This is a genomic window from Nakamurella leprariae, assembly GCF_016918035.1.
GTDB classification, from domain to species: Bacteria; Actinomycetota; Actinomycetes; order Mycobacteriales; family Nakamurellaceae; genus Nakamurella; species Nakamurella leprariae.
In genome coordinates this window covers 19,676-39,061 of sequence record NZ_JAERWK010000021.1, presented here as the reverse complement: position 1 = coordinate 39,061, position 19,386 = coordinate 19,676, and the positions used below count along the sequence as shown (strand labels likewise).

General features: G+C 72.3%; 19 protein-coding genes. 8 read left to right on the top strand and 11 right to left on the bottom strand.

The window, feature by feature from the left end:
* Positions 1 to 51: 51 nt before the first annotated feature.
* The 4 genes from JL106_RS16220 to JL106_RS16205 all read left to right on the top strand — a co-directional run bounded on the left by JL106_RS16220 (position 52) and on the right by JL106_RS16205 (position 4,536).
* Entirely contained in the window at positions 52 to 1,527 is a 1,476-nt protein-coding gene (locus tag JL106_RS16220; RefSeq protein WP_205261788.1) for a dihydrolipoamide acetyltransferase family protein, read from the top strand.
* 266 nt (positions 1,528 to 1,793) lie between these two features.
* Positions 1,794 to 2,123: a GroES family chaperonin gene (locus tag JL106_RS16215; RefSeq protein ID WP_236007807.1), complete on the top strand. Its 330-nt coding sequence runs from the start codon at positions 1,794 to 1,796 to the stop codon at positions 2,121 to 2,123.
* Between the two features lie 195 nt (positions 2,124 to 2,318).
* Entirely contained in the window at positions 2,319 to 3,752 is a 1,434-nt protein-coding gene (gene sthA, locus JL106_RS16210) for a Si-specific NAD(P)(+) transhydrogenase (RefSeq protein ID WP_205261787.1), read from the top strand.
* Between the two features lie 19 nt (positions 3,753 to 3,771).
* Positions 3,772 to 4,536, top strand: coding sequence for a TerD family protein (locus tag JL106_RS16205; protein ID WP_328842542.1), 765 nt, complete (start codon positions 3,772 to 3,774; stop codon positions 4,534 to 4,536).
* Here JL106_RS16205 and JL106_RS16200 read toward each other — a convergent pair.
* A complete protein-coding gene (locus JL106_RS16200) occupies positions 4,467 to 5,048 on the bottom strand; it encodes an NUDIX domain-containing protein (RefSeq protein ID WP_205261786.1) in 582 nt (193 codons plus the stop codon). The genes JL106_RS16205 and JL106_RS16200 overlap by 70 nt on opposite strands.
* 249 nt (positions 5,049 to 5,297) lie before the next feature.
* Between JL106_RS16200 and JL106_RS16195 the strand changes: the two genes are divergently transcribed.
* Positions 5,298 to 6,725 carry an amino acid permease gene (locus JL106_RS16195; RefSeq protein WP_236007826.1) on the top strand — a complete coding sequence of 476 codons (1,428 nt, stop codon included), beginning with the start codon at positions 5,298 to 5,300 and terminating at the stop codon, positions 6,723 to 6,725.
* A gap of 6 nt (positions 6,726 to 6,731) precedes the next feature.
* Here the strand turns inward: JL106_RS16195 and JL106_RS16190 are convergent, their stop codons facing one another.
* Positions 6,732 to 7,352: a hypothetical protein gene (locus JL106_RS16190; protein ID WP_205261785.1), complete on the bottom strand. Its 621-nt coding sequence runs from the start codon at positions 7,350 to 7,352 to the stop codon at positions 6,732 to 6,734.
* A gap of 91 nt (positions 7,353 to 7,443) precedes the next feature.
* On the bottom strand, positions 7,444 to 7,953 hold the full coding sequence (locus JL106_RS16185; RefSeq protein WP_205261784.1) for a MarR family winged helix-turn-helix transcriptional regulator: 510 nt from the start codon (positions 7,951 to 7,953) through the stop codon (positions 7,444 to 7,446).
* Between the two features lie 95 nt (positions 7,954 to 8,048).
* Between JL106_RS16185 and JL106_RS16180 the strand changes: the two genes are divergently transcribed.
* Positions 8,049 to 8,993: an NADP-dependent oxidoreductase gene (locus JL106_RS16180; protein ID WP_205261783.1), complete on the top strand. Its 945-nt coding sequence runs from the start codon at positions 8,049 to 8,051 to the stop codon at positions 8,991 to 8,993.
* 42 nt (positions 8,994 to 9,035) lie between these two features.
* Here JL106_RS16180 and JL106_RS16175 read toward each other — a convergent pair whose 3' ends face one another.
* Together JL106_RS16175 and JL106_RS16170 are read right to left on the bottom strand one after the other, a co-directional pair.
* Positions 9,036 to 9,683: a helix-turn-helix domain-containing protein gene (locus JL106_RS16175; protein ID WP_205261782.1), complete on the bottom strand. Its 648-nt coding sequence runs from the start codon at positions 9,681 to 9,683 to the stop codon at positions 9,036 to 9,038.
* An 82-nt stretch (positions 9,684 to 9,765) separates the two neighbouring features.
* Positions 9,766 to 10,104, bottom strand: coding sequence for a hypothetical protein (locus tag JL106_RS16170; protein WP_205261781.1), 339 nt, complete (start codon positions 10,102 to 10,104; stop codon positions 9,766 to 9,768).
* A gap of 87 nt (positions 10,105 to 10,191) precedes the next feature.
* Here JL106_RS16170 and JL106_RS16165 point away from each other — a divergent pair, with 87 nt between their 5' ends.
* A complete protein-coding gene (locus JL106_RS16165) occupies positions 10,192 to 11,313 on the top strand; it encodes an isopenicillin N synthase family dioxygenase (protein WP_205261780.1) in 1,122 nt (373 codons plus the stop codon).
* A gap of 38 nt (positions 11,314 to 11,351) precedes the next feature.
* On the opposite strand, the gene JL106_RS16160 is transcribed toward JL106_RS16165, so the two are convergent.
* Both JL106_RS16160 and JL106_RS16155 read right to left on the bottom strand, forming a co-directional pair.
* Positions 11,352 to 12,362, bottom strand: coding sequence for an LLM class flavin-dependent oxidoreductase (locus JL106_RS16160; RefSeq protein ID WP_205261779.1), 1,011 nt, complete (start codon positions 12,360 to 12,362; stop codon positions 11,352 to 11,354).
* A 32-nt stretch (positions 12,363 to 12,394) separates the two neighbouring features.
* On the bottom strand, positions 12,395 to 13,405 hold the full coding sequence (locus tag JL106_RS16155; RefSeq protein WP_205261778.1) for an LLM class flavin-dependent oxidoreductase: 1,011 nt from the start codon (positions 13,403 to 13,405) through the stop codon (positions 12,395 to 12,397).
* A gap of 252 nt (positions 13,406 to 13,657) precedes the next feature.
* Between JL106_RS16155 and JL106_RS16150 the strand changes: the two genes are divergently transcribed.
* Positions 13,658 to 14,947: an NtaA/DmoA family FMN-dependent monooxygenase gene (locus JL106_RS16150; protein WP_205261777.1), complete on the top strand. Its 1,290-nt coding sequence runs from the start codon at positions 13,658 to 13,660 to the stop codon at positions 14,945 to 14,947.
* Positions 14,948 to 14,992: 45 nt separating this feature from the next.
* Here JL106_RS16150 and JL106_RS16145 read toward each other — a convergent pair whose 3' ends face one another.
* From JL106_RS16145 to JL106_RS22195, 4 genes are all read right to left on the bottom strand, one after another.
* A complete protein-coding gene (locus tag JL106_RS16145) occupies positions 14,993 to 15,874 on the bottom strand; it encodes a hypothetical protein (RefSeq protein WP_205261776.1) in 882 nt (293 codons plus the stop codon).
* 70 nt (positions 15,875 to 15,944) lie between these two features.
* Entirely contained in the window at positions 15,945 to 16,133 is a 189-nt protein-coding gene (locus JL106_RS16140; RefSeq protein ID WP_205261775.1) for a hypothetical protein, read from the bottom strand.
* A 100-nt stretch (positions 16,134 to 16,233) separates the two neighbouring features.
* Positions 16,234 to 17,070 (bottom strand): alpha/beta fold hydrolase, encoded by an 837-nt coding sequence (locus JL106_RS16135; RefSeq protein ID WP_205261774.1) that lies wholly within the window; start codon positions 17,068 to 17,070, stop codon positions 16,234 to 16,236.
* 175 nt (positions 17,071 to 17,245) lie between these two features.
* Positions 17,246 to 19,165, bottom strand: a complete 1,920-nt coding sequence (locus JL106_RS22195) for an acyl-CoA dehydrogenase (protein ID WP_205261773.1) — start codon at positions 19,163 to 19,165, stop codon at positions 17,246 to 17,248.
* Positions 19,166 to 19,386 lie beyond the last annotated feature (221 nt).

Below are 19,386 nucleotides of genomic sequence, written 5' to 3'. Positions count from 1 at the left end.
GAGGACCGACCGCATGACTCGCCGTGCACCGCTGCCCGCAGGCGGTGGTCGATGACCGCCCGCCCGCCCGCCCCGGTGGCGTCCTCGACTCCCGGCGTCGAGGTCTTCCCGCTGCCCGACGTCGGGGAGGGCCTCACCGAGGCTGAAGTGCTGACCTGGCACGTCGCCGTCGGTGACCAGGTGACCGTGAACCAGATGCTGGTCGAGATCGAGACGGCCAAGGCCGCGGTCGAGCTGCCGTCGCCCTACGCCGGTGAGGTCGCCGAGCTGCTGGTCCCCCCCGGCACCCTGGTCGCGGTCGGCACGCCGATCATCGCGATCCGCACCGGTGCAGCTGCCGACGCGGCGGCCGCCGCGCCGGCGGCGACCGGGACCGCCGCCGACGGGGTGGGGGAACGGGTGGTGACGCTGGTCGGGGTGAGCACACCGGAGCACGGCGCCCGGCGGCGGCTGCGGCACGGTCGCCGGGGGACCGGGCCCACTGAGTCCACCGAACCCGCCACCGGACCGGCACCGGCCGCCGCCGCCGATCCGCGCCCCGCTGTGTCCGCCGCGGTGCCCACCGCTCGTGCCGCTGCTCCGCTGGCCGCACCGCCGGTGCGCAAGCTGGCCAAGGACCTGGGGGTCGACCTCAGCGCCGTCGCCCCGTCCCGGGCGGACGGGATCATCGGCCGCGCCGACGTGCAGGCGGCGGCCGAGCGGCTGACCGAGTCGTTGAACACTCCGGTGGTCCCGCTGCTCCCCGAGTCCGAGGGCACGGCCGGCGCCCGGTCGTCCGCGGAGATCGTCGCGGCCGACCTGCCCAACGAGGGTGTGTACGACCCGGTGGCCCGGGAGCGGTACCTGCCCATCCGAGGGGTGCGGCGGGCCACCGCGGCCGCCATGGTCCGCAGCGTCTTCACCGCGCCGCACGTCACCGAGTTCGTCACCATCGACGTCACCGAGCTGATGGCGTTGCGGGATCGGCTGCGCCGGCGCGGCGAGTACGCCGCGGTGAAGCTGACGCCGCTGGCCTTCGTGGCCCGCGCGGTCTGCCTGGCGTTGCGGCGCACGCCCGAGCTGAACGCCAGCTGGGACTCCGACCGTCAGCTGATCGTGCACAAGGACTACGTGAACCTGGGGATCGCGGCGGCGACGCCGCGAGGCCTCGTGGTGCCGAAGATCCGGGACGCCGACGCGATGAACGTGCTGCAGCTGGCCCAGCAGCTGGGTGTGCTCACCGAGGAGGCCCGGGCCGGCCGCACCACGCCCGCGTCCATGGCCGGCGGCACCTTCACCATCACCAACATCGGGATCTTCGGGGTCGACACCGGCACTCCGATCCTCTACCCGGGGGAGTCGGGGATCCTGGCCGTCGGGTCGATCAAGGACGCTCCGTGGGTGGTGGACGGCGAGCTGGCGGTCCGCAAGGTCTGCCAGTTGTCGCTGTCGTTCGACCACCGGGTGGTCGACGGCCAGCAGGGCTCGATCTTCCTGGCCGACGTCGCCTCGCTGCTCGGGGATCCGGCGTCGACCCTGGCGTACTGACCCGGGCCGGTCGCTCGGTCCGGTGCCCGGCCTCCCCGTTCGGCGGAACGGCCGGTCGTGGTCCGGCCCCGAACATCCCCCGAGCGAGTGAAAGGTCGGCGGATCGATCCGGATCGGCTCGAGTCTGTAACGCCGGCGCGGTCGACGCCGATGACACGTGCGACCCCGGGTTGCTGCCGGACCCCCGACCTGGCAGCCGCCCGGGGTCATTCACGTCCCGGCCCGGGCCGGCTCGGACGGTCGATCGGAGCGACTAGCCTGCGCTGATGCCCGCCGTGCCCGATTCCGCGTTCGCCATCCAGATGCTGCACGACCGGATCCTGGTCAAGCTGCCCTCCGGCGGCGGGGAGCGCACCTCCCGCGCCGGCATCGTCATCCCGGCCACGGCGACGGTGGCCAAGCGGCTGGTCTGGGGTGAGGTGCACGGAGTCGGACAGCACGTGCGGTCGGTCAAGCAGGGCGAGCAGGTGCTGTTCAGCCCGGACGACCAGTACGAGGTCGAGGTCGGTGGCGAGACCTACCTGGTGCTGCGCGAGCGCGACCTGCAGGCCGTGGCGCACGAGACGACGCGGGGCGGGACCGGCCTGTACCTGTAGGCCCGCCGGACGCGCGTCCGGGTGCGGAACGCCGACGTTCATCTGCCGGGAACCTCGTGGTGGCTCACGCCGACCTCGGCTGTGCGACCATCGGAGCGGGTGTGACCCGCGGTGACGCCGGTGCCGGCGCCGCTCGGGTGTGCCACGGTCCGCCGCTCGGTCGGGACCGGTGGGTCCGCGCGACGGGGAGGCACCGTGGAGCACTACGACATGATCGTGATCGGCTCGGGTCCGGCCGGCCAGAAGGCGGCCATCGCCGCAGCCAAGCTGGGCCACCGCGCCGCCGTGATCGAACGCCGCGACATGGTCGGCGGGGTCTGCATCAACACCGGCACGGTGCCGTCCAAGACGCTGCGCGAAGCCGTGATCTACCTGTCCGGGATGAACCAGCGTGAGCTGTACGGCCAGTCCTACCGGGTCAAGGAGGACATCACCGTCGCGGACCTGTCGGCCCGGACCCAGCACGTCATCGGCCGGGAGATCGACGTCATCCGGAACCAGTTGGCGCGCAACCACGTCCACTTGGTCGTGGGCACCGGCCGGTTCGTCGACCCGCACACCGTCGAGGTGGTCGGCGAGGACGGCGTGCACCGCGAGCTCACCGCCGACAAGATCGTCATCGCCGTCGGCACCCGCCCGGCCCGTCCGGCCAGCGTCGAGTTCGACGGATCGACCATCGTCGACTCCGACCAGATCCTGGGCATCGAGCAGGTCCCCGGGTCGATGGTCGTCGTCGGCGCCGGGGTGATCGGCATCGAGTACGCCTCCATGTTCGCCGCGCTGGGCACCCGGGTGACGGTGGTCGAGAAGCGGCCGACCATGCTCGACTTCTGCGACAAGGAGGTCATCGAGGCGCTGCAGTACCAGCTGCGCGACCGGGCGGTGACCTTCCGGTTCTCCGAGTCGGTCAAGGAGGTGCAGCGGCACCCGGCCGGCACGCTGACCGTGCTGGAGTCGGGCAAGCGCATCCCCGCCGACACGGTGCTGTACTCGGCGGGCCGGCAGGGCGTCACGGACCGGCTCAACATCGGCGCGGCCGGGCTCACCTCGAGCGACCGGGGTCGGGTCGAGGTCAACGAGCACTTCCAGACCGAGGTCGACCACATCTACGCCGTGGGCGACGTCATCGGGTTCCCGGCCCTGGCCGCGACCGCGATGGAGCAGGGCCGCCGGGCGACGTACCACGCGTTCGGCGAGCCGGTCGGCAGCAAGCTGGGCGATCTGCAGCCGATCGGCATCTACACGATCCCGGAGATCAGCTACGTCGGCCGCACGGAGGACCAGCTCACCGCTGAGAACGTGCCGTTCGAGGTCGGCGTGGCCCGCTACCGCGAGCTGGCCCGCGGCGCGATCATCGGCGACTCCTACGGCATGCTCAAGCTGCTGGTGCACGGCGAGTCGCGAGAGTTGTTGGGCGTGCACGTGTTCGGGACGAACGCGACGGAGCTGGTGCACATCGGGCAGACCGTGATGGGCTGCGGCGGGACCGTCGACTACCTGGTGGACGCGGTGTTCAACTACCCGACCCTGGCCGAGTCGTACAAGGTCGCGGCCCTCGATGCGGTGAACAAGATCCGGGCGGTGGCCAAGGTGACCGGTTCCGGTGAGTTCCGGCCGCTGCCGGAGTGACGGACGGGATGATGTCGGGGTGACCGCACCGTTGACCCGGGGCGCCAACGCGCCGCTGCCGACCGACCGGCTCGAGCTGACCGTGCACGGCGCCGCGCCCGGCGCGGTGGACGTGATGGTGTTCCAGCTGACCGCCGATCGGACGGTGCGCGACGACGCCGATTTCGTCTTCTTCAACCAGCCGGCCTCGCCCGAGGGGGCCGTCCGGCTCGCCGGCTCAGACCGGCTGACCGTCGACCTGAGCCGTGTCCCGTCGGTCGTCGAGATCCTCGCCGTCGCCGTCGCGCTCGATGACGCCCAGCCCGGATCGCTGGCGGGCGTCGCCGGCCTGGGCGTCCGGACGTCCTGGTCCGGCGGCGGGATCGACGCTCCGGCACAGGGTCTCACCACCGAGCGGGCCGCCGTGCTGCTCGAGCTGTACCGCCGGGTCGGCGCCTGGAAAGTGCGCTGCGTCTCGCAGGGATGGGCCGGTGGGCTCGCCGCGCTGGCCACCGAGCACGGCGTCCAGGTCGACGCGGCGCCGGAGCCGGCGGCGCCGGTCCCGCCGCCGCGCCCCGTCCAGCCGCCCGCCCCACCGCGCGCGGCGGTCGCAGCTCCGGCCCGGGACGACCGACCGGCGGCGCGGCGCGCGGCGTTCGCGCCCGCCACGGTGCCCAGCGTGGCGTTGGTCAGCGCGCCGCCCATCGCGCCTGGCGGATTCCCGCCGCCGGGTGGTCAGCCGCCGCCGACGCCCGCCGGCCCGTTCCCGCGGGTGGTGGCCGGCTTCCCGCCGCCCGGCACCTGAACGGCCGCCGACCCGACCACAACACAGGGGAGTCCGGCGATCAGCCCGTCGACGTCGGCCGGCGGCCCGTCCAGGTAGGCGGTCGATCCGTCCGCTTCGCACCGCAGGGCCGCGGCCAGCCGGTCGGCGCCCCAGGCTGCGGTCTGTCGTACCGCGTCCACAGGTGTCCACCAGCGCAGCGCGGCCACCTCACCGGGCTGCGGCACCAGGGGTCCGTCGACCGGGACCGCCGGGGTGGCGAAGACGAACTGGATCGTGGCCGGGCGGTCCGGTCGCGCCGGTACCGCCTGCACCACCAGCAGCCGTCCCACCGGGATGGTCAGCCCGGTCTCCTCGTGCACCTCACGTCCGGCCGCGGTCGCCGGGGACTCGCCGTCCTCCACCACGCCGCCGGGCAGCACCGGCTCCGCCCGGTACGGCGTCTCGACCAGCAGCACCCGCCCGGCGGTGTCACGCAGCAGCACTGCGGCGGCCAGCACGTGCCGCGGCAGCATCGAGGGGTCCCAGCTCATGCCGTCGTTCCCCGCATGCGCGGGAAGTTAACACGCTCCGCATTGTCTCGACAGCGCTGAGTGACCACACTGGGCCGACCGATCGTCGGCCCGGCCGAGCGTGGTCGGTCGCCGGGCCGGGGGGCTGGCCGGCGGGCAGCAGTGATCGGGGGAGCCGTGACGACCGAGGACACTTCGCGGGCATCGGCGACCGCGCCGCCAGGCCGGGGCCCGGCCGTCGACCCGGCGGCCACTCCTGCGACCACCGCCCTGGCCGGCGAGGACGCCGGGTTCCACAAGAGCCTCAAGCCGCGGCAGATCCAGATGATCGCGATCGGCGGCGCCATCGGAACCGGTCTGTTCATGGGCGCCGGCGGGCGGCTCAACCAGGCCGGCCCGGCGCTCGCGTTCATCTACCTGATCTGCGGGTTCTTCGCGTTCCTGGTGCTGCGGGCGATGGGGGAGCTGGTGCTGCACCGGCCCTCGTCCGGGTCGTTCGTGTCGTACGCCCGCGAGTTCTTCGGTGAGCGCGCCGCCTTCGTGGCCGGCTGGATGTACTGGCTGAACTGGGCGATGACCTCGGTCGTCGACGTGACCGCCGCCGCGTTGTACATCAACTTCTTCAAGAAGTACTGGGCGCCGATGGACGCCGTGCCGCAGTGGGTCTGGGCACTCGGCGCGCTCGTCCTGGTGCTCGGCGTGAACCTGCTGTCGGTCAAGGTGTTCGGCGAGCTGGAGTTCTGGTTCGCGCTCATCAAGGTGACCGCGCTGGTGCTGTTCCTGGTCGTCGGGGTGCTGTTCGTGGTGTTCGGCACGCCCGTCGACGGGCAACCCACCGGGTTCTCGCTCATCGCCGACCACGGCGGCTGGCTGCCGAACGGCCTGCTGCCCGCCATCGTCATCATCCAGGGCGTCATGTTCGCCTACGCGGCGATCGAGCTGATCGGCATCGCCGCCGGCGAGACCCCTGAGCCGCGGAAGGTCATCCCCAAGGCGATCAACACGGTGGTGCTGCGGATCGCGGTGTTCTACTTCGGGTCCGTGCTGCTGCTGGCGTTGCTGCTGCCGTACACCGCCTACCAGGCCGGCGAGTCGCCGTTCGTCACCTTCTTCAGCTCCATCGGCGTGCAGGGCATCGACGCCGTGATGGACCTCGTCGTGCTCACGGCTGCGCTGTCATCGCTGAACGCCGGGCTGTACTCGACCGGGCGCATCCTGCACTCGATGTCGGTGAACGGGTCGGCGCCGGCGTTCGCGTCCCGGATGAGCCGGGCCGGGGTGCCGTACGGCGGCATCCTCATCACCGCCACTGTCACCCTGCTGGGAGTCGGACTCAACGTCGTCGTGCCGGAGGACGCCTTCGAGATCGTACTGAACATCGCCTGTCTCGGCATCCTGTCGACGTGGGCGACCATCGTGCTGTGTCAGATCCGGCTGCAGCAGTGGGCCCGACGGGGACTGGTGGAGCGGCCGTCGTTCCGGCTGTTCGGGGCGCCGTTCACCTCGTACCTGACGCTGGTCTTCCTGGCCGGGGTGCTGGTGCTCATCGGGTTCGACTTCCCGGTGGGGACGTGGACCGTCGCGTCGCTGGTGATCATCGTGCCGGCGTTGGCCGTCGGATGGCGGCTGTGCCGGGAGCGGGTGCTGGCCATCGCCGCGCAGCGGTCGGCTGCCGTCCCGCCGCCGACCGACGGCTGACCGGCGTCAGGAGGTGGGCGCGGTGCGCGGGTCGGCCGCGTTGGACAGCGCCGCGCACTCCGGGATGCGCAGCAGCGCCTGTTCGGTGTCCGGCGCCATGTCGATGCCGTCGAGCCCTTGCATGGACGACGCGAGCGGCGTCAGTTCCCGGTCGACCTGCGCGGCCCAGGCCTGCGCGGCCGCCTCGTCGTCCGGGTCGAGCTCGCCGGCCTGCTGTCCCAGCCGGGTGAGTGCGGGCCCGAGCTCCTGGAACCCCGTCGCGGTCTGCGCGGCGTAGTCGGCGCCGCCGTCGAACGTCGGCGGCGGGGTGTCGGCCAGCCGCTCTCCGAGTTCCGTGAGCTGCTGACCGGTCTGCGCCATGCCCTGGCCGGCCTCGGCGGGTGTGTCCGCATTCATCGAGCCGAGCGCGGTCTGGAACTCCGAGACGCCCGAGCAGAACGTCGCGAACCAGGTGGTCGTCTGGTCGTCCAGCTCGGCGCCGCCGTCGAGGGTCCGGGTCGTCGGCACGCTGGTCGCCGCACCGGACGAGGGTCCGCCGGTCGGCTCGTCGGCGGTGTCGGAGCCGCAACCGGCGAGGACCAGACCGGTCGCGAGCAGGAGCCCGACCGGCCATTGACGTCGTTGCATGTCCGCTCCCTCGCCGGCCCCGATCGAGATCAGGCATGCGCGCCGATGCGCCTGCCCCGTGGACCCGGGCCGCGGGCGATCATGCCACGGCTCAGCTGGGCTCCGATCGCGCGCTGCGCCGGCGACGCGGGGCGGCGGAGCGTGGCGGGGCCGCCCGCATGTGATCGCGCACGGGGGTCAGCAGCCCGGCGAGGGTGCGGACGTCCTGACCGGACAGCGGCTCGAACAGCAGGTCCCGGACCAGTTCGGCGTGGCCGGGCAGCACCTGGGCCAGCAGCGTCCGGCCGGCGTCGGTGATGCTCACCGTGACCACCCGCTCGTCCTCGGCCGAGGGTCCCCGGGTGACCAGGCCGGCCTGCTCGAGCAGCCCGGCCTGGTAGGTCAGGCCGCTGCGGCTGTAGACGACGCCGTCGGCCAGGTCGGTCATCCGCGCGCTGCCCGTGGGCTGGTCGCCGAGGGTGGCCAGCAGCTGGAACTGCACGTAGCTCAGGTCGCCGGCGTCCCGGAGCTGATGCTCGACCGCGTGCCGCAGCAGGCCGGCCACCTCGATGAGGGCGAAGTAGGCGCCGAGCTGATCCCGGTCGAGCAGCGGTTCGGACATGGTTCCGATCCTACTTGCTGCGAATTCAAAGCAATGCTACGGTCGACGAAGTGCTTCGAGTTCGAAGCACATCGGGCACGAGAGAGGCGAAGGCCATGCAGGCAATGCGGTTCCACGAGTTCGGCACTCCGGACGTCCTGCGGTTGGAGGACGTCGCGTTGCCGGAACCCGGTCCGGGCGAGGTGCGGATCCGGGTGGCGGGCACGTCGTTCAACTCGGTCGACGGCACCATCCGGGCCGGGTCCATGCAGGGTCCGATCCCGGTGGTGCTGCCGCACATCCCGGGTCTGGACGTCGCGGGCACGGTCGACGCGGTGGGCGAGGGCGTCGAGGCGGTCGCGGTGGGGGATCGGGTGATCGGTTTCCTGCCGATGGTCGGCGACGGGGCGGCCGCCGAGTTCGTGATCGCCCCGGCCGGCGTCCTGGTCGCGGCCCCGATGAGCCTCCCGCTGGCCGACGCAGCCGCCCTCCCGGTGGTCGGGCTGACGGCGTGGCAGGCGCTGTTCGACCAGGGGCAGCTGGTCGCCGGGCAGCGGGTGCTCATCAACGGGGCGGGCGGGGCCGTCGGCGGGTACGCCGTCCAGCTGGCCCATCGGGCCGGGGCGCACGTGATCGCCACGGCCGGTCCGCGCAGTGCGGCGCGGGTGCGCGCCGCCGGGGCCGTCGAGGTGATCGACCACACCAGCACCGTGGTCGCCTCGGCGGTCACCGGCCCCGTCGACCTGGTGGTCAATCTCGCGCCGGTGGCTCCGGACGACCTGGCCGGGCTGGTGGGGCTGATCGAGGACGGCGGGGTGCTGGTCAACACGACGGTGTGGATGCCGGCTCCGGGCGACGACGCCCGCGGCGTCCGCGGGGTCGACCTGTTCGTGCGCAGTGACGCCGGACAGTTGGCGCAGCTGGTCACCCTGGTCGACGCCGGTGAGTTGCGGATCGACGTCGCGCGCCGGGTGCCGCTCGCCGAACTGGCCGCGCTGCACACGGACGCCGCCGCCGGCGGGTTGTCCGGCAAGGCCGTGGTGCTGGTGGGCGAGGGCTGACGACCGCCCGCCGACCCCGATGGGCGGCGGATCGGCGGGAGCTCAGCCGGTCCGCCGTGCGATGAGCAGGACCCGGGCCGCGCCACCCTGCACGGTGGACCAGCGGTGCGGCACCGCGCCCGGGTGGGTGAGGAAGTCGCCGGGGCGCAACCGGACGGTGCCCGGCGCCACCAGCCGGTCGGTCATCCCGGCGGCGCCGTCCAGGGTGGTCGGTGGGTCGAACTCGATGTCCAGCCGGCCGGCGAGCAGGTACACGCAGGTGGGCCCGGGACCGGCGAACCATTCGCCGACCTGTTGGCCCGCGGCGATGTCGTAGTCGAGCACCTCGAGCGCCTCGTCCGGTTCCAACAGCAGGGCCCGGCCGAGCGCGGCGTCCGGCGCATCTCCGATGGCCAGCGTCCGTCCGGACCCGGCCGGGGTGAGGACCACCCGCCCGGCCTCCGCGGCGCCGGCGCCGGGCAGCAGGTCGCCGGGCGGCAGCCCGAGCGCGGCGGCCAGCCGGTAGAGGGTGGCCATGGACGGGCTGGTCAGTCCCCGTTCCAGCTGGCTCAGGAACGGCTGACTGACGCCGCCCCGCTCGGCCAGAGCTCGCATGGACAGCCCGGCCTGTTCCCGAACCGTGCGCACCCGGGCGCCGATCCGGCCGGCCAGTTCCAGGTCCGGGTCGGCGGCTCGGTCGGTGCGCGGCATCGGCTTCCTCCCGGATCGGTGCCGAGAACTCCAGACGGCCCACGGTGCGGCCGACCCTACTGAACGGTCGCGTGCCCGGCGGTCAGCCGGCGGTGGGTGGGGTGCCGCCCGGACCACCGGACCCGCCGGGGCCGCCGCTCATGCCGGAGGCCTCCTGCTGGGTCGCGCTGCCCGCGTCGTCGTTGCTCGGGTCGCGGTCGATGATGTGCGTCGCCCCGGCCGGAGGTGCTGACGCCGGCGACGTCCGCGCCGGCCGAGCCAGGGTGGCGCCGATCGGCGCCGCGGTGGTGGCCGCGCCGCAGGCGCTCACCGTCAGGCTGCCGGCCAGCACCACCGCGGTGATCCAGGTGCGGGTGCGGGTGCGGTGGCCACGGGCTCGGCCGAGCCGCAGTCTTGCCAGAGACCATCGGGTGATAGACACTGCTTATCAGCACCGGTGACGGTGCTCCCCGGGGTGGGGCGTCGAACGGCACGCGACCCCGGGCCGGTCGCTGCCGCAGGAGTTCCCATGTCGACCACCTCCCTCGAGAACCGTTCCGGCGCTCCCTTCTCGGTGCCCACCGTGGACATCTCCGCCTACGTCACCGACGCGCCCGACGGCACGGTCGACGGCGCTGACGGTGCAGCCGCCCGGGCCGCCGTGGCGGCCGCCATGGACGAGGCCTGCCGCACCGTCGGGTTCGTGCAGATCGTCGGCCACGGCGTCCCTGACGCGATCACGGCGGGCCTGGCCGAGGCCATGGATGCCTTCTTCGCCCTCGACCTGGAGGCCAAGAAGGCCTACCGGACCCCGCCGGAGATCAACCGCGGGTACGCCCCGCCCAAGAGCGAGTCGCTGAGCCTGTCACTCGGGGTCGAGGCGGCCTCCCGGATGAACGACTTCTTCGAGGCGTTCAACGTCGGCGCCGGGGCCTCGGCCTATCCGGGCGTCCAGCTGCCGGCCGGGTCGGAGTCCGACTACGCCGAGAACACCTGGCCCGCGGACGCTCCCGGTCTCGACGCCGAGCGGTACCGGGCCGCGGTGCAGGCCTACTTCGCCGAGGCGGCCCGGGTGGCGCGCACCCTGACCCGGGTGTTCGCCGACGCGCTGGGCCTGCCGGCCGACTTCTTCGCGGCCCGGACCGGCCACTCGCTCGACGTGCTGCGGATGAACAACTACGCGCTGCCGCCCGGGACCATCCACCTGGACGGCGATCTCACCGGGATGGGCGAGCACACCGACTACGGCATCGTCACCGTGCTGTGGGCCGATCAGGTCGCCGGGCTCCAGGTGCTGGACACCGCGGGAGTCTGGCACGACGTCATGCCGGCCGACGGTGCGCTGCTCATCAACCTCGGCGACCTCACCGCCCGGTGGACCAACGAGCGATGGATGTCGACGTTGCACCGGGTCAAGCCGCCGATCGTGGACGGCACCATCCGGCGCCGCCGGTCCGCCGCCTTCTTCCACGACGGGGACATCGACGCGGTGATCGAGACCATCCCGTCCTGTCTGGCCGCGGGCGAGACCGGCTTCCCTCCCATCACTGTCGGCGAGCACATCCAGGCCAAGCTGCGTGGGTCGCGGGCCGGCGAGAGGAACACCGCCGCCGAGCGGGACGCGGCCCGGGTGCTGTCCGCCTCGTCCTGACCGCGGGTGGCGCCGCCGGCCGGGCCCGCCCCGCCGGATCAGGAGCGTCCGAAGACCTCCAGGATCCTGGCGGTGTGGGCCCGGCCCATCTCGGCCGGCAGGTTCATGGTGCCGGCCAGCACCACCCAGTCGACCTGACCGGCGTAGGCCTGCAAGCGTTCCCGCGCCTCCGCGGGAGTCCCGGCCACCCCGAGGGCGTCGACCAGGCGGTCGCTCACCGCGGCCACCATCGCCTGCTGGTCCCCGGCGGCCGCCGCGGCCGTCCCCGCGGCCACCTCGGCCTCGAAGCCGTACGGCTCGAGCACCGTCGCGAAGTACGGGATCTGGAAGTAGAACGCGATCTGCGCGCGGCACAGGTCGTAGGCGCGATCCCGGTCGTCGTCGACCCCGGCGAACCGGCCGATGCCCACCCGGAGCGGCCGGTCGGCCAGCGGTCCGCGGGACCGCCCGGTGTCCAGACGGTCCCGGGTCGCGGTGTTGACGGCCTCGAACGGCACGATCGAATTGAGCATCACCCCGTCGCAGACCTCGCCGGCCAGCTCGGTCATCCGGGGCAGCGTCACGCCCAGCGCGACCGGGGTCGGGGGTGCCTGCATGCCCCAGTTCGTGTATCCGTGGGTCGAGAACCACTGTCCTGTGACGTCGGTCGGGGCGTCCGGCGTCGCCGCCAGGCAGGCCCGGACGGCCGTGACGTACTCCTTCATCCGCGGCAGCACGGGATCGAACTCCATGCCGTGCCACCCCTCCACCCACGCCTTGGGCGTCGGCCCGAGGCCGAGGGTGAAGCGTCCGTCGGACAGGGCGCTGACCGTGGCCGCGGCGTGAGCCATGGTGGCCGGGGTCCGGGTCCACCCGGCGATGCTGGCGATCAGCTCGACCCGTTCGGTGGCCACGGCGAGGGCGCCGAGCAGGGCGAAGGTCTCGGCGCCGTTGTCACCGGTGGTGATCAGGTCGAAGCCGCGTCGCTCGGCCTGCTGGGCCAGCACGACGTGGTCCCGGAACGAGCCGGACCCACCCACACTGACACCGACCCGGAGATCGTCGGACATGCTCGCTCCTGTCGTGGCGTTGGGACGCCGGCTCATCGGCCCGTACCGAACGTGTCGAGGATGCGGCCCAGGTGGGCGTTCGCCTGGTCGTGCGGGAGGTCGAGGGTGCCCGCGAGCGCGACCCAGTCGACCAGGCCGGCGTAGGCCTGCAGCCGCTCGCGCGCTTCGCCCGGCGTCCCGGCGATGCCCAGCGCGTCGACCAGCCGGTCGCTGACCGCGGCCACCGCGGCGGCCCGGTCGCCGGTCGCGGCCGCGGCGGTGCCGGCGGCCAGCTCGGCCTCGAAGCCCAGACCCTGCAGCACCGTGGTGAAGTAGGGGATGGGGAAGTAGAAGGCGATCTGAGCCCGGCACAGGTCGTAGGCGGTGGCCCGGTCGTCGTGCACGCCGACGAACCGCAGGATGCCGACGTCGAACGGCTCACCGGTCCGGCCGGCTCGCGCGCGCCCCTGGTCCAGCCGGTCCCGGACCGCTGAGCCGATCGTCTCGAACGGGACGATCGAGTTGAGCATGGCGCCGTCGCACACCTCGCCGGCCAGCTCGGTCATCCGCGGCAGGGTGACACCGAGGGCCACCGGCACGGGAGGCGCGTCGACGCCCCAATTGGTGTAGCCGTGGGTCGGGTAGTAGCGGCCGTCGACGGCGGTCGGCGCGTCCGGCGTGGCGGCGAGGCAGGCCCGCACCGCGGTGACGTACTCGCGCATCCGGGGGACGACCGGGTCGAAGGCCATGCCGTGCCAGCCCTCGACCCATGCCTTGGGGGTGGGGCCGAGACCGAGGGTGAACCGCCCACCGGACAGGTTGCTGATGGTGGTCGCGGCGTGCGCCGTCGTCGCGGGCGTGCGGGTCCAGCCGGCGATGTTGGCGACCAGCCCGATCCGCGCGGTCCCGTGGGCCAGCGCTCCGAGCATGGTGAACACGTCGGAACTCGAGTCGCCCGCGGTGATCAGGTCGAAGCCGCGTCGCTCCGCCTCGGCGGCCAGCGCCAGCTGACCGCGCAGGTCACCGGCCCCGCCCATGGTCAGTCCGATGCGCAGCTCTCCCACGTGGTCTCCGTCCAGGTCCGCCGACGTCCACCGGCGGATCGGCCGGTGCGCCGCGTCATCGGACCATCGCCGCGTTCCTGCCCGGGATCGCCTGGGTTTCCAGTGCTTTGCGCCGGTGGCGCTCTCCAGATGGCCCCCGGCGCAATGGATCCGCGACGGTCGCGAAACGGCGTCGACACGGCGGTCGCCTTGACTCCGTGCAGGTCGGAACACCGGACGGGCAGGCCGCCGGTCGAGCACTGGAGGCATCGCATGTTTCACATGGGCTGGTTCATGGGGACCGGGTTCGGCGTCTACAACTGGAACGACCGGTGGTCCGGCAACGTCAGCAGCGACGTCGGGCAGCCGAGCCTGTTCATCGACATGGCCAAGGGTCTGGAGCGGGCCGGCTTCGACTACATGATGATGGAGGACTCGTCGGTCCTGCCCAACATCTACAAGGGCACCTTCGAGTCGTCGGTCCACAACGGCGGCACCATCCGCTTCGACCCGGTGCCACTGGTGCCGCTGCTGGCCGCGCACACCAAACACCTCGGCATCATCGCGACCATCGCGACCACGTTCTACCCGCCGTTCCTGGCCGCCCGGCTGTTCACCACCCTGGACCACCTCACCGGCGGCCGGGTGGGCATGAACCTGGTGACCGCCAGCCCGCACCAGGCGGCCCAGAACTACGGTTTCAAGCAGCATCTCGAGCACGACGAGCGCTACCAGATGGCCGACGAGTGGGTTGAGGTGGTCAAGGGACTCTGCAACACCTGGGAGACCGGCTCCGTCCTGATGGACGAGCAGAAGGGGATCTTCGCCGACCACACCAAGATCCACACGCTGGATCACGAGGGCCGGTTCTTCGCCAGCCGGGGTCCGCTGAACACCCCGCCCGGCCCGCAGCGCCACCCGGTCATCTGCCAGGCCGGCGGGTCCAACGCCGGGCGCGAGTTCGGCGCCCACTACGCCGACACCATCATCGCCGCGGTCAAGGGGCCCGAGGAGATGAAGGCCTACCGGGACGACATCTCGGCGCGCGCCATCACGTACGGCCGCGATCCCAAGGACATCAAGGTGCTGTACCTGGTCCACCCGATCCTGGCCGACAGCCGCGAGGCGGCGATCGAGAAGCGTGAGGCATCCTTCCGCGCCCAGGCCGAGAACGTCGAGGGCGCGCTGGCCGGCCTGTCCTACTTCACCAGCACCGACTTCTCGAAGTTCGACCTGGACGCGCCGTTCCCCGAGCTGAACAACAACGGGCACCAGAGCACGGTGGCCGACTACGCCCGCTCCGGGAAGACGCTGCGCGAGGCGATCAGCAACCACCGCGTGCAGGAGTCAGCTCCGCTGGTCGGCACCCCGGACGAGGTGGCCGGTCAGATGGACGAGTACATGGTCGAGGCCGGTGGTGACGGCTTCCTGATCGCGATGCCGGTGACCCGCCGGAACATCACCGAGATCTGCGACGGGCTCGGCCCGGCCCTGCGCAAGCGCGGGCTGATCCGCTCGGAGTACACGGAGCCGACGTTCCGCGAGAACCTGCTGGCCTACTGAGGTGTGCGTGCCGGGCGGCGCATCGTCAGCGCCGCCCGGCCGATCTCAGCGTCGGAACCGGCGCTGTGGACGGATCATCGAGGGCACCGGGTCGGCGCCGGTGCCCACCCACCAGGTGCCGTCCTCGGGGCGGAGCACCGCGAACGGGCCGCGACGCCCGGGTCGGCTGGACCAGACCAGCAGCCGGTCGTCGGGCCGGGGCTCCGTACCGTCCTCGCGGAGGTCGACGGCGAACCAGCCGCCGCGGGCATCAGCGTCCTCCGGTCGGTACCGGAGGGGCAGCTCGCGGGTCTGACCTCGGTTGACGAAGTGGCTCCACCGTCGGGCGGCCGACGCCTCGACCGCGACCACGACGACCCCGACCGGATCGGTGCGCCGGACGACCTGCGGCAGCCGGGACCAGCGTCGACCGAGACGCCAGATCAGCGGGGCGGCGAACAGGAACGCCAGCGCGAGCACGGCGAAGCTGATCACGACGCCGCGGGCTTCACCGTCGGTCGACAGTGACACCTGCTCGTCCCCGTCGCCCGCGTGGATCCGGACGGCGTCGCCCGGTTGGTACGGCACCTCGTCGGCTCGGGTCCACCCCACCCCGGTCCGTCCGACTCCGTCGACCGACCAGTGCATCCGGACGTCCCACCGCGGAGCGTCGTCCCGGCCGCTCGGTTGGTCGTCGGACAGGGTGACCGAGTCGACGACCGCGTCCACCGCCGTCGACGTGCCGATGACCTGGGCGAACGCCTCCGGTCGACCGAAGGGGACCAGCAGGGCGAAGATCACCGCCCCGACGACCGATCCGACGGCAGCCCAGCGGATGGTCATCACCCGCGGCCGGATCCGGTACGCCAGTCCGCCCGGCGCGGTCACACCGGGCGGGTCGGTCGAGGCGCGCTCGGTGCGTTCGTGCGTCGGCTCGTCGTCGGTCATCCTGATCCTCCGGCCCACTCGGCCCCCCGGGTGAACCGGACCATCGTGATGGACCGGACGCGCCCGTCGATCATCGGGGTCGACGACCACCCGCCCGAGCAGACCGGCCCAGCCGGCGCACCAGATCACTCATCTCCTGTTCCTGCGGCCCGGCCGGCGCCACCCAGCCGAACTGCAGCACCCCCGGGGAAGTCGTCGTGGAACGGGGTGGAGCCAGCACCGCCCGGGCGCCGAACAGCTCCAGGCCGACCAGCAGCACTCTGGCGGCGGGACGGGTGCTTCTCAGGTCCGGGATCAGGGACCCGAGGAGCACACCGGGCGGCGCTCGGACGAGACTGAGAGGTGGCTGAGATCGTGGGTCAGAGAGCCAGGAACTCCAGCAGCGCCGCGTTGAACTCGTCGGCGTGGCTGACGTTGCAGCCGTGTGGGGCATCGTGCAGCACGACCAGTTGGCTGCCCGGGATGGCCTCGTGGGTGCGCTCGCCCGATCCCTCGAACGGCACGGTCCCGTCGCCGTCACCGTGGATGACCAGCGTCGGCACCGTCACGCGGCCCACGTCGTCGCGGAAATCGGTGGTGCCCCAGGACGCCATGGCCTCCAACGCGGCGACCTTGCTCGACTGCAGGGCCAGGGCGAGGGCCTCCTGCCGCTGTGCCTCGGTCACCTTCAGCGCCCCGTCGACGGAGAAGAACTCGGTGGTGAAGTCGTCGTAGAACGACTCCTGGTCGGCGGTCAGCTGGGCGGTCATCTTCGCTGCGAGCGAGGCCTCGAGCGGGCCGTCCGGGTTGCCCGGCGTCCTCAGCAGGTACGGCGTCACCGCCGAGGCGAAGACCACGCTGTGCAGCCGCTCCGCACCGTACTGGGTGAACCAGCGCGCCACCTCGCCGCCGCCCATGGAGAAGCCGACCAGGGTCACGTCCTGCAGGTCCAGCTCGGTGACCAGGGTGTGCAGGTCCTCGGTGAGGGTGTCGTAGCCGTACCCGGTCAGCGGCTTGTCACTGCGCCCGAAGCCGCGCCGGTCGTAGGTGATGACCCGGTACCCGGCCGCGCGCAACGCCGGCACCTGCAGCTTCCAGGACTCGGCCGACAGCGGCCAGCCGTGGATCAGCACGACCGGGCGACCAGAGCCGCCGGTGTCCTCCACGTGCAGGTGGGTGTCCTTGAAGATGCCCTGGTGCGCGGTGATCTCAGCCATCCGGCGTCTCCTCGCCTCGTCGTCCGCCCGGGTGACGGACCTGTTCGTCCGATGTCCGATCTGCGGTACCCGGTCGGTGATCGGGTGAATCCCGGTCGCCGGGACCTGGTGGTGGTGGTTCGGGACGGACGGCCGGTCGGACGGGTCGGAGACGGGACGGCTCTCGGAACGGCTGTCAGAACGCGGCCTCCGGCACCGCCATGAGCGAGGTGTCGGCCGCCTCGATGACGGCGCGGCGGGTCGACAACTGCGGCAGCACGTTCCGAGCGAACCAGTGCGCCACCGCCAACTTGCCGGTGTAGAAGTCGCGGTCGGCATCGCTGACCCGTCCGGCCAGCGCCTGCTCGGCCACGCCGGCCTGGCGCTGCAGCAACCAGCCGATGAGCAGATCGCCGACGCTCATCAGCAGGGAGACGGCATGCTCGCCGACCCGGTACACCGACGTCGGGTCGGTGGCGGCCTCGGCCGCGTAGCGGGACAGGGTCTGCACGATGGCCTGCACGTCCTCGAGCGCGGTCCGCAGCGCGGTCAGATCGCCGGAGAGGTCGGTCGAGCGAGGAACGAGCGAGTCCGGGCCCCGACCATCGGACGCCGGTCGATCGGCCGAGGGCCGGGCCGCGAACGCCGCCCCGATGAACTCGGCGATCTCCGCGGCGACCACCCCGAGGGCGCGACCCCGGTCGCGGGCGATCTTGCGGAAGAAGAAGTCCTGAGCCTGGATCGCCGTGGTGCCCTCGTACAGGGTGTCGATCTTGGCGTCCCGCAGGTACTGCTCGATGGGGTAGTCCTGGGTGTACCCGGAGCCGCCGAGGACCTGCAGCGACCGGGAGAGCTGCTCGTAGGCCCGCTCCGAGCCGACCCCCTTGACCACTGGCAGCAGCAGGTCGTTCACTGCCCGGGCCACGGCGTGCGCGGCCGGATCGCCGCCCTGGTCGGCCGCGGTGAGCGCCACCCGGTCCTGCCACTGCGCGGTGTACGAGTACACCGCCCGCAGTCCTTCGGCATACGCCTTCTGCTGCATCAACAGTCGCCGGACGTCGGGGTGGTGCAGGATCGTCACTCGAGGGGCGGTCTTGTCGGTGGACCTGGCGAGATCGGCGCCCTGCACCCGCTCCTTGGCGTACTCCAGGGCGTTGAGGTAGCCGCTGGACAGCGTGGCGATCGCCTTGGTGCCCACCATCATCCGGGCGTACTCGATGATCTGGAACATCTGCGCGATGCCGTTGTGCTCGTCGCCGAGCAGCCAGCCGACCGCCGGGCGGTCGTGCTGCCCGAACGTCACCTCGCACGTCGTCGAGACCTTCAGGCCCATCTTGTGTTCCACGCCGGTGACGTAGACGCCGTTGCGCTCGCCGAGTTCCCCGGTCTCCCAGTCGAACAGGAACTTGGGAACCACGAACAGGCTGAGACCCTTGGTGCCGGGGCGGGTCTCGACGCCCGGACCCTCCGGTCGGGCCAGCACCAGGTGCACGATGTTGTCGGTCATGTCCTGGTCGCCCGAGGTGATGAAGCGCTTGACGCCGTCCAAGTGCCAGCTGCCATCCGCCTGCAGCCGCGCCTTGGTGCGGCCGGCGCCGACGTCACTCCCGGCGTCCGGCTCGGTGAGCACCATGGTGGCGCCCCAGTTCTGGTTGATCATGTGCCTGGCGATCGCCTGCTGCGCCTCGGTGCCGTTGTTGTGCACGACGACACCGAACGTGGGGCCGCTGGAGTACATGAACAGGGCAGGGTTGGCGCCGAGCACCAGTTCGGCGCAGGCCCACCGCAGGGACGGGGTGGCGCCGTACCCGCCGAGCTCGGTGGGCAGCTCCAGCCGGAACCACTCGCCGTCGTGGAAGATCTTGTAGCTCTGCTGGAACGACTCGGGCATGCGGACCGAGAAGGTGGCCGGGTCGAAGACGGGCGGATGCCGATCGCCGTCGACGAAGGAGTTGGCCAGCGTCCCGGTGGCCAGCTCCTCCAGCTCGTGCAGCACGTTGCGGGCGGTGTCGGCGTCCATCTCGACGAACGGGCCGGTGCCCAGCCGGGTGTCGGCGCCGAACACCTCGAACAGGTTGAACTCGATGTCGCGCAGATTGCTGCGGTAGTGGCCCATGGCCGGAACTCCCTCGTCGTGCACATGCCCTGATCAGGGGTGGACGCCGGTGTCACCGGCCGCGACGGTGGCCGTCGCAGCTCTTGTTACCGACGAGTAGGGCCAGGGTATGACCGCACGGTGACCACGGCAAGATCTCGGTGCGCGCCGACCGGGCGACGCCGCCGCCACGGCGCGTCGCGGCGCGGGCTCGTACGGTTGACAGCGGCACCGGCCCGCCG

Coding starts and splice junctions, on each gene's coding strand:
- JL106_RS16135 (WP_205261774.1), bottom strand. CDS start 17,070: ATGGCTGAGATCACCGCGCACCAGGGCATCTTCAAGGACACCCACCTG.
- JL106_RS16175 (WP_205261782.1), bottom strand. CDS start 9,683: ATGCCGCGCACCGACCGAGCCGCCGACCCGGACCTGGAACTGGCCGGC.
- JL106_RS16180 (WP_205261783.1), top strand. CDS start 8,049: ATGCAGGCAATGCGGTTCCACGAGTTCGGCACTCCGGACGTCCTGCGG.
- JL106_RS16190 (WP_205261785.1), bottom strand. CDS start 7,352: ATGCAACGACGTCAATGGCCGGTCGGGCTCCTGCTCGCGACCGGTCTG.
- JL106_RS16200 (WP_205261786.1), bottom strand. CDS start 5,048: ATGAGCTGGGACCCCTCGATGCTGCCGCGGCACGTGCTGGCCGCCGCA.
- JL106_RS16215 (WP_236007807.1), top strand. CDS start 1,794: ATGCCCGCCGTGCCCGATTCCGCGTTCGCCATCCAGATGCTGCACGAC.
- JL106_RS16220 (WP_205261788.1), top strand. CDS start 52: ATGACCGCCCGCCCGCCCGCCCCGGTGGCGTCCTCGACTCCCGGCGTC.
- JL106_RS16185 (WP_205261784.1), bottom strand. CDS start 7,953: ATGTCCGAACCGCTGCTCGACCGGGATCAGCTCGGCGCCTACTTCGCC.
- JL106_RS16150 (WP_205261777.1), top strand. CDS start 13,658: ATGTTTCACATGGGCTGGTTCATGGGGACCGGGTTCGGCGTCTACAAC.
- JL106_RS16160 (WP_205261779.1), bottom strand. CDS start 12,362: ATGTCCGACGATCTCCGGGTCGGTGTCAGTGTGGGTGGGTCCGGCTCG.
- JL106_RS16165 (WP_205261780.1), top strand. CDS start 10,192: ATGTCGACCACCTCCCTCGAGAACCGTTCCGGCGCTCCCTTCTCGGTG.
- JL106_RS22195 (WP_205261773.1), bottom strand. CDS start 19,165: ATGGGCCACTACCGCAGCAATCTGCGCGACATCGAGTTCAACCTGTTC.
- JL106_RS16145 (WP_205261776.1), bottom strand. CDS start 15,874: ATGACCGACGACGAGCCGACGCACGAACGCACCGAGCGCGCCTCGACC.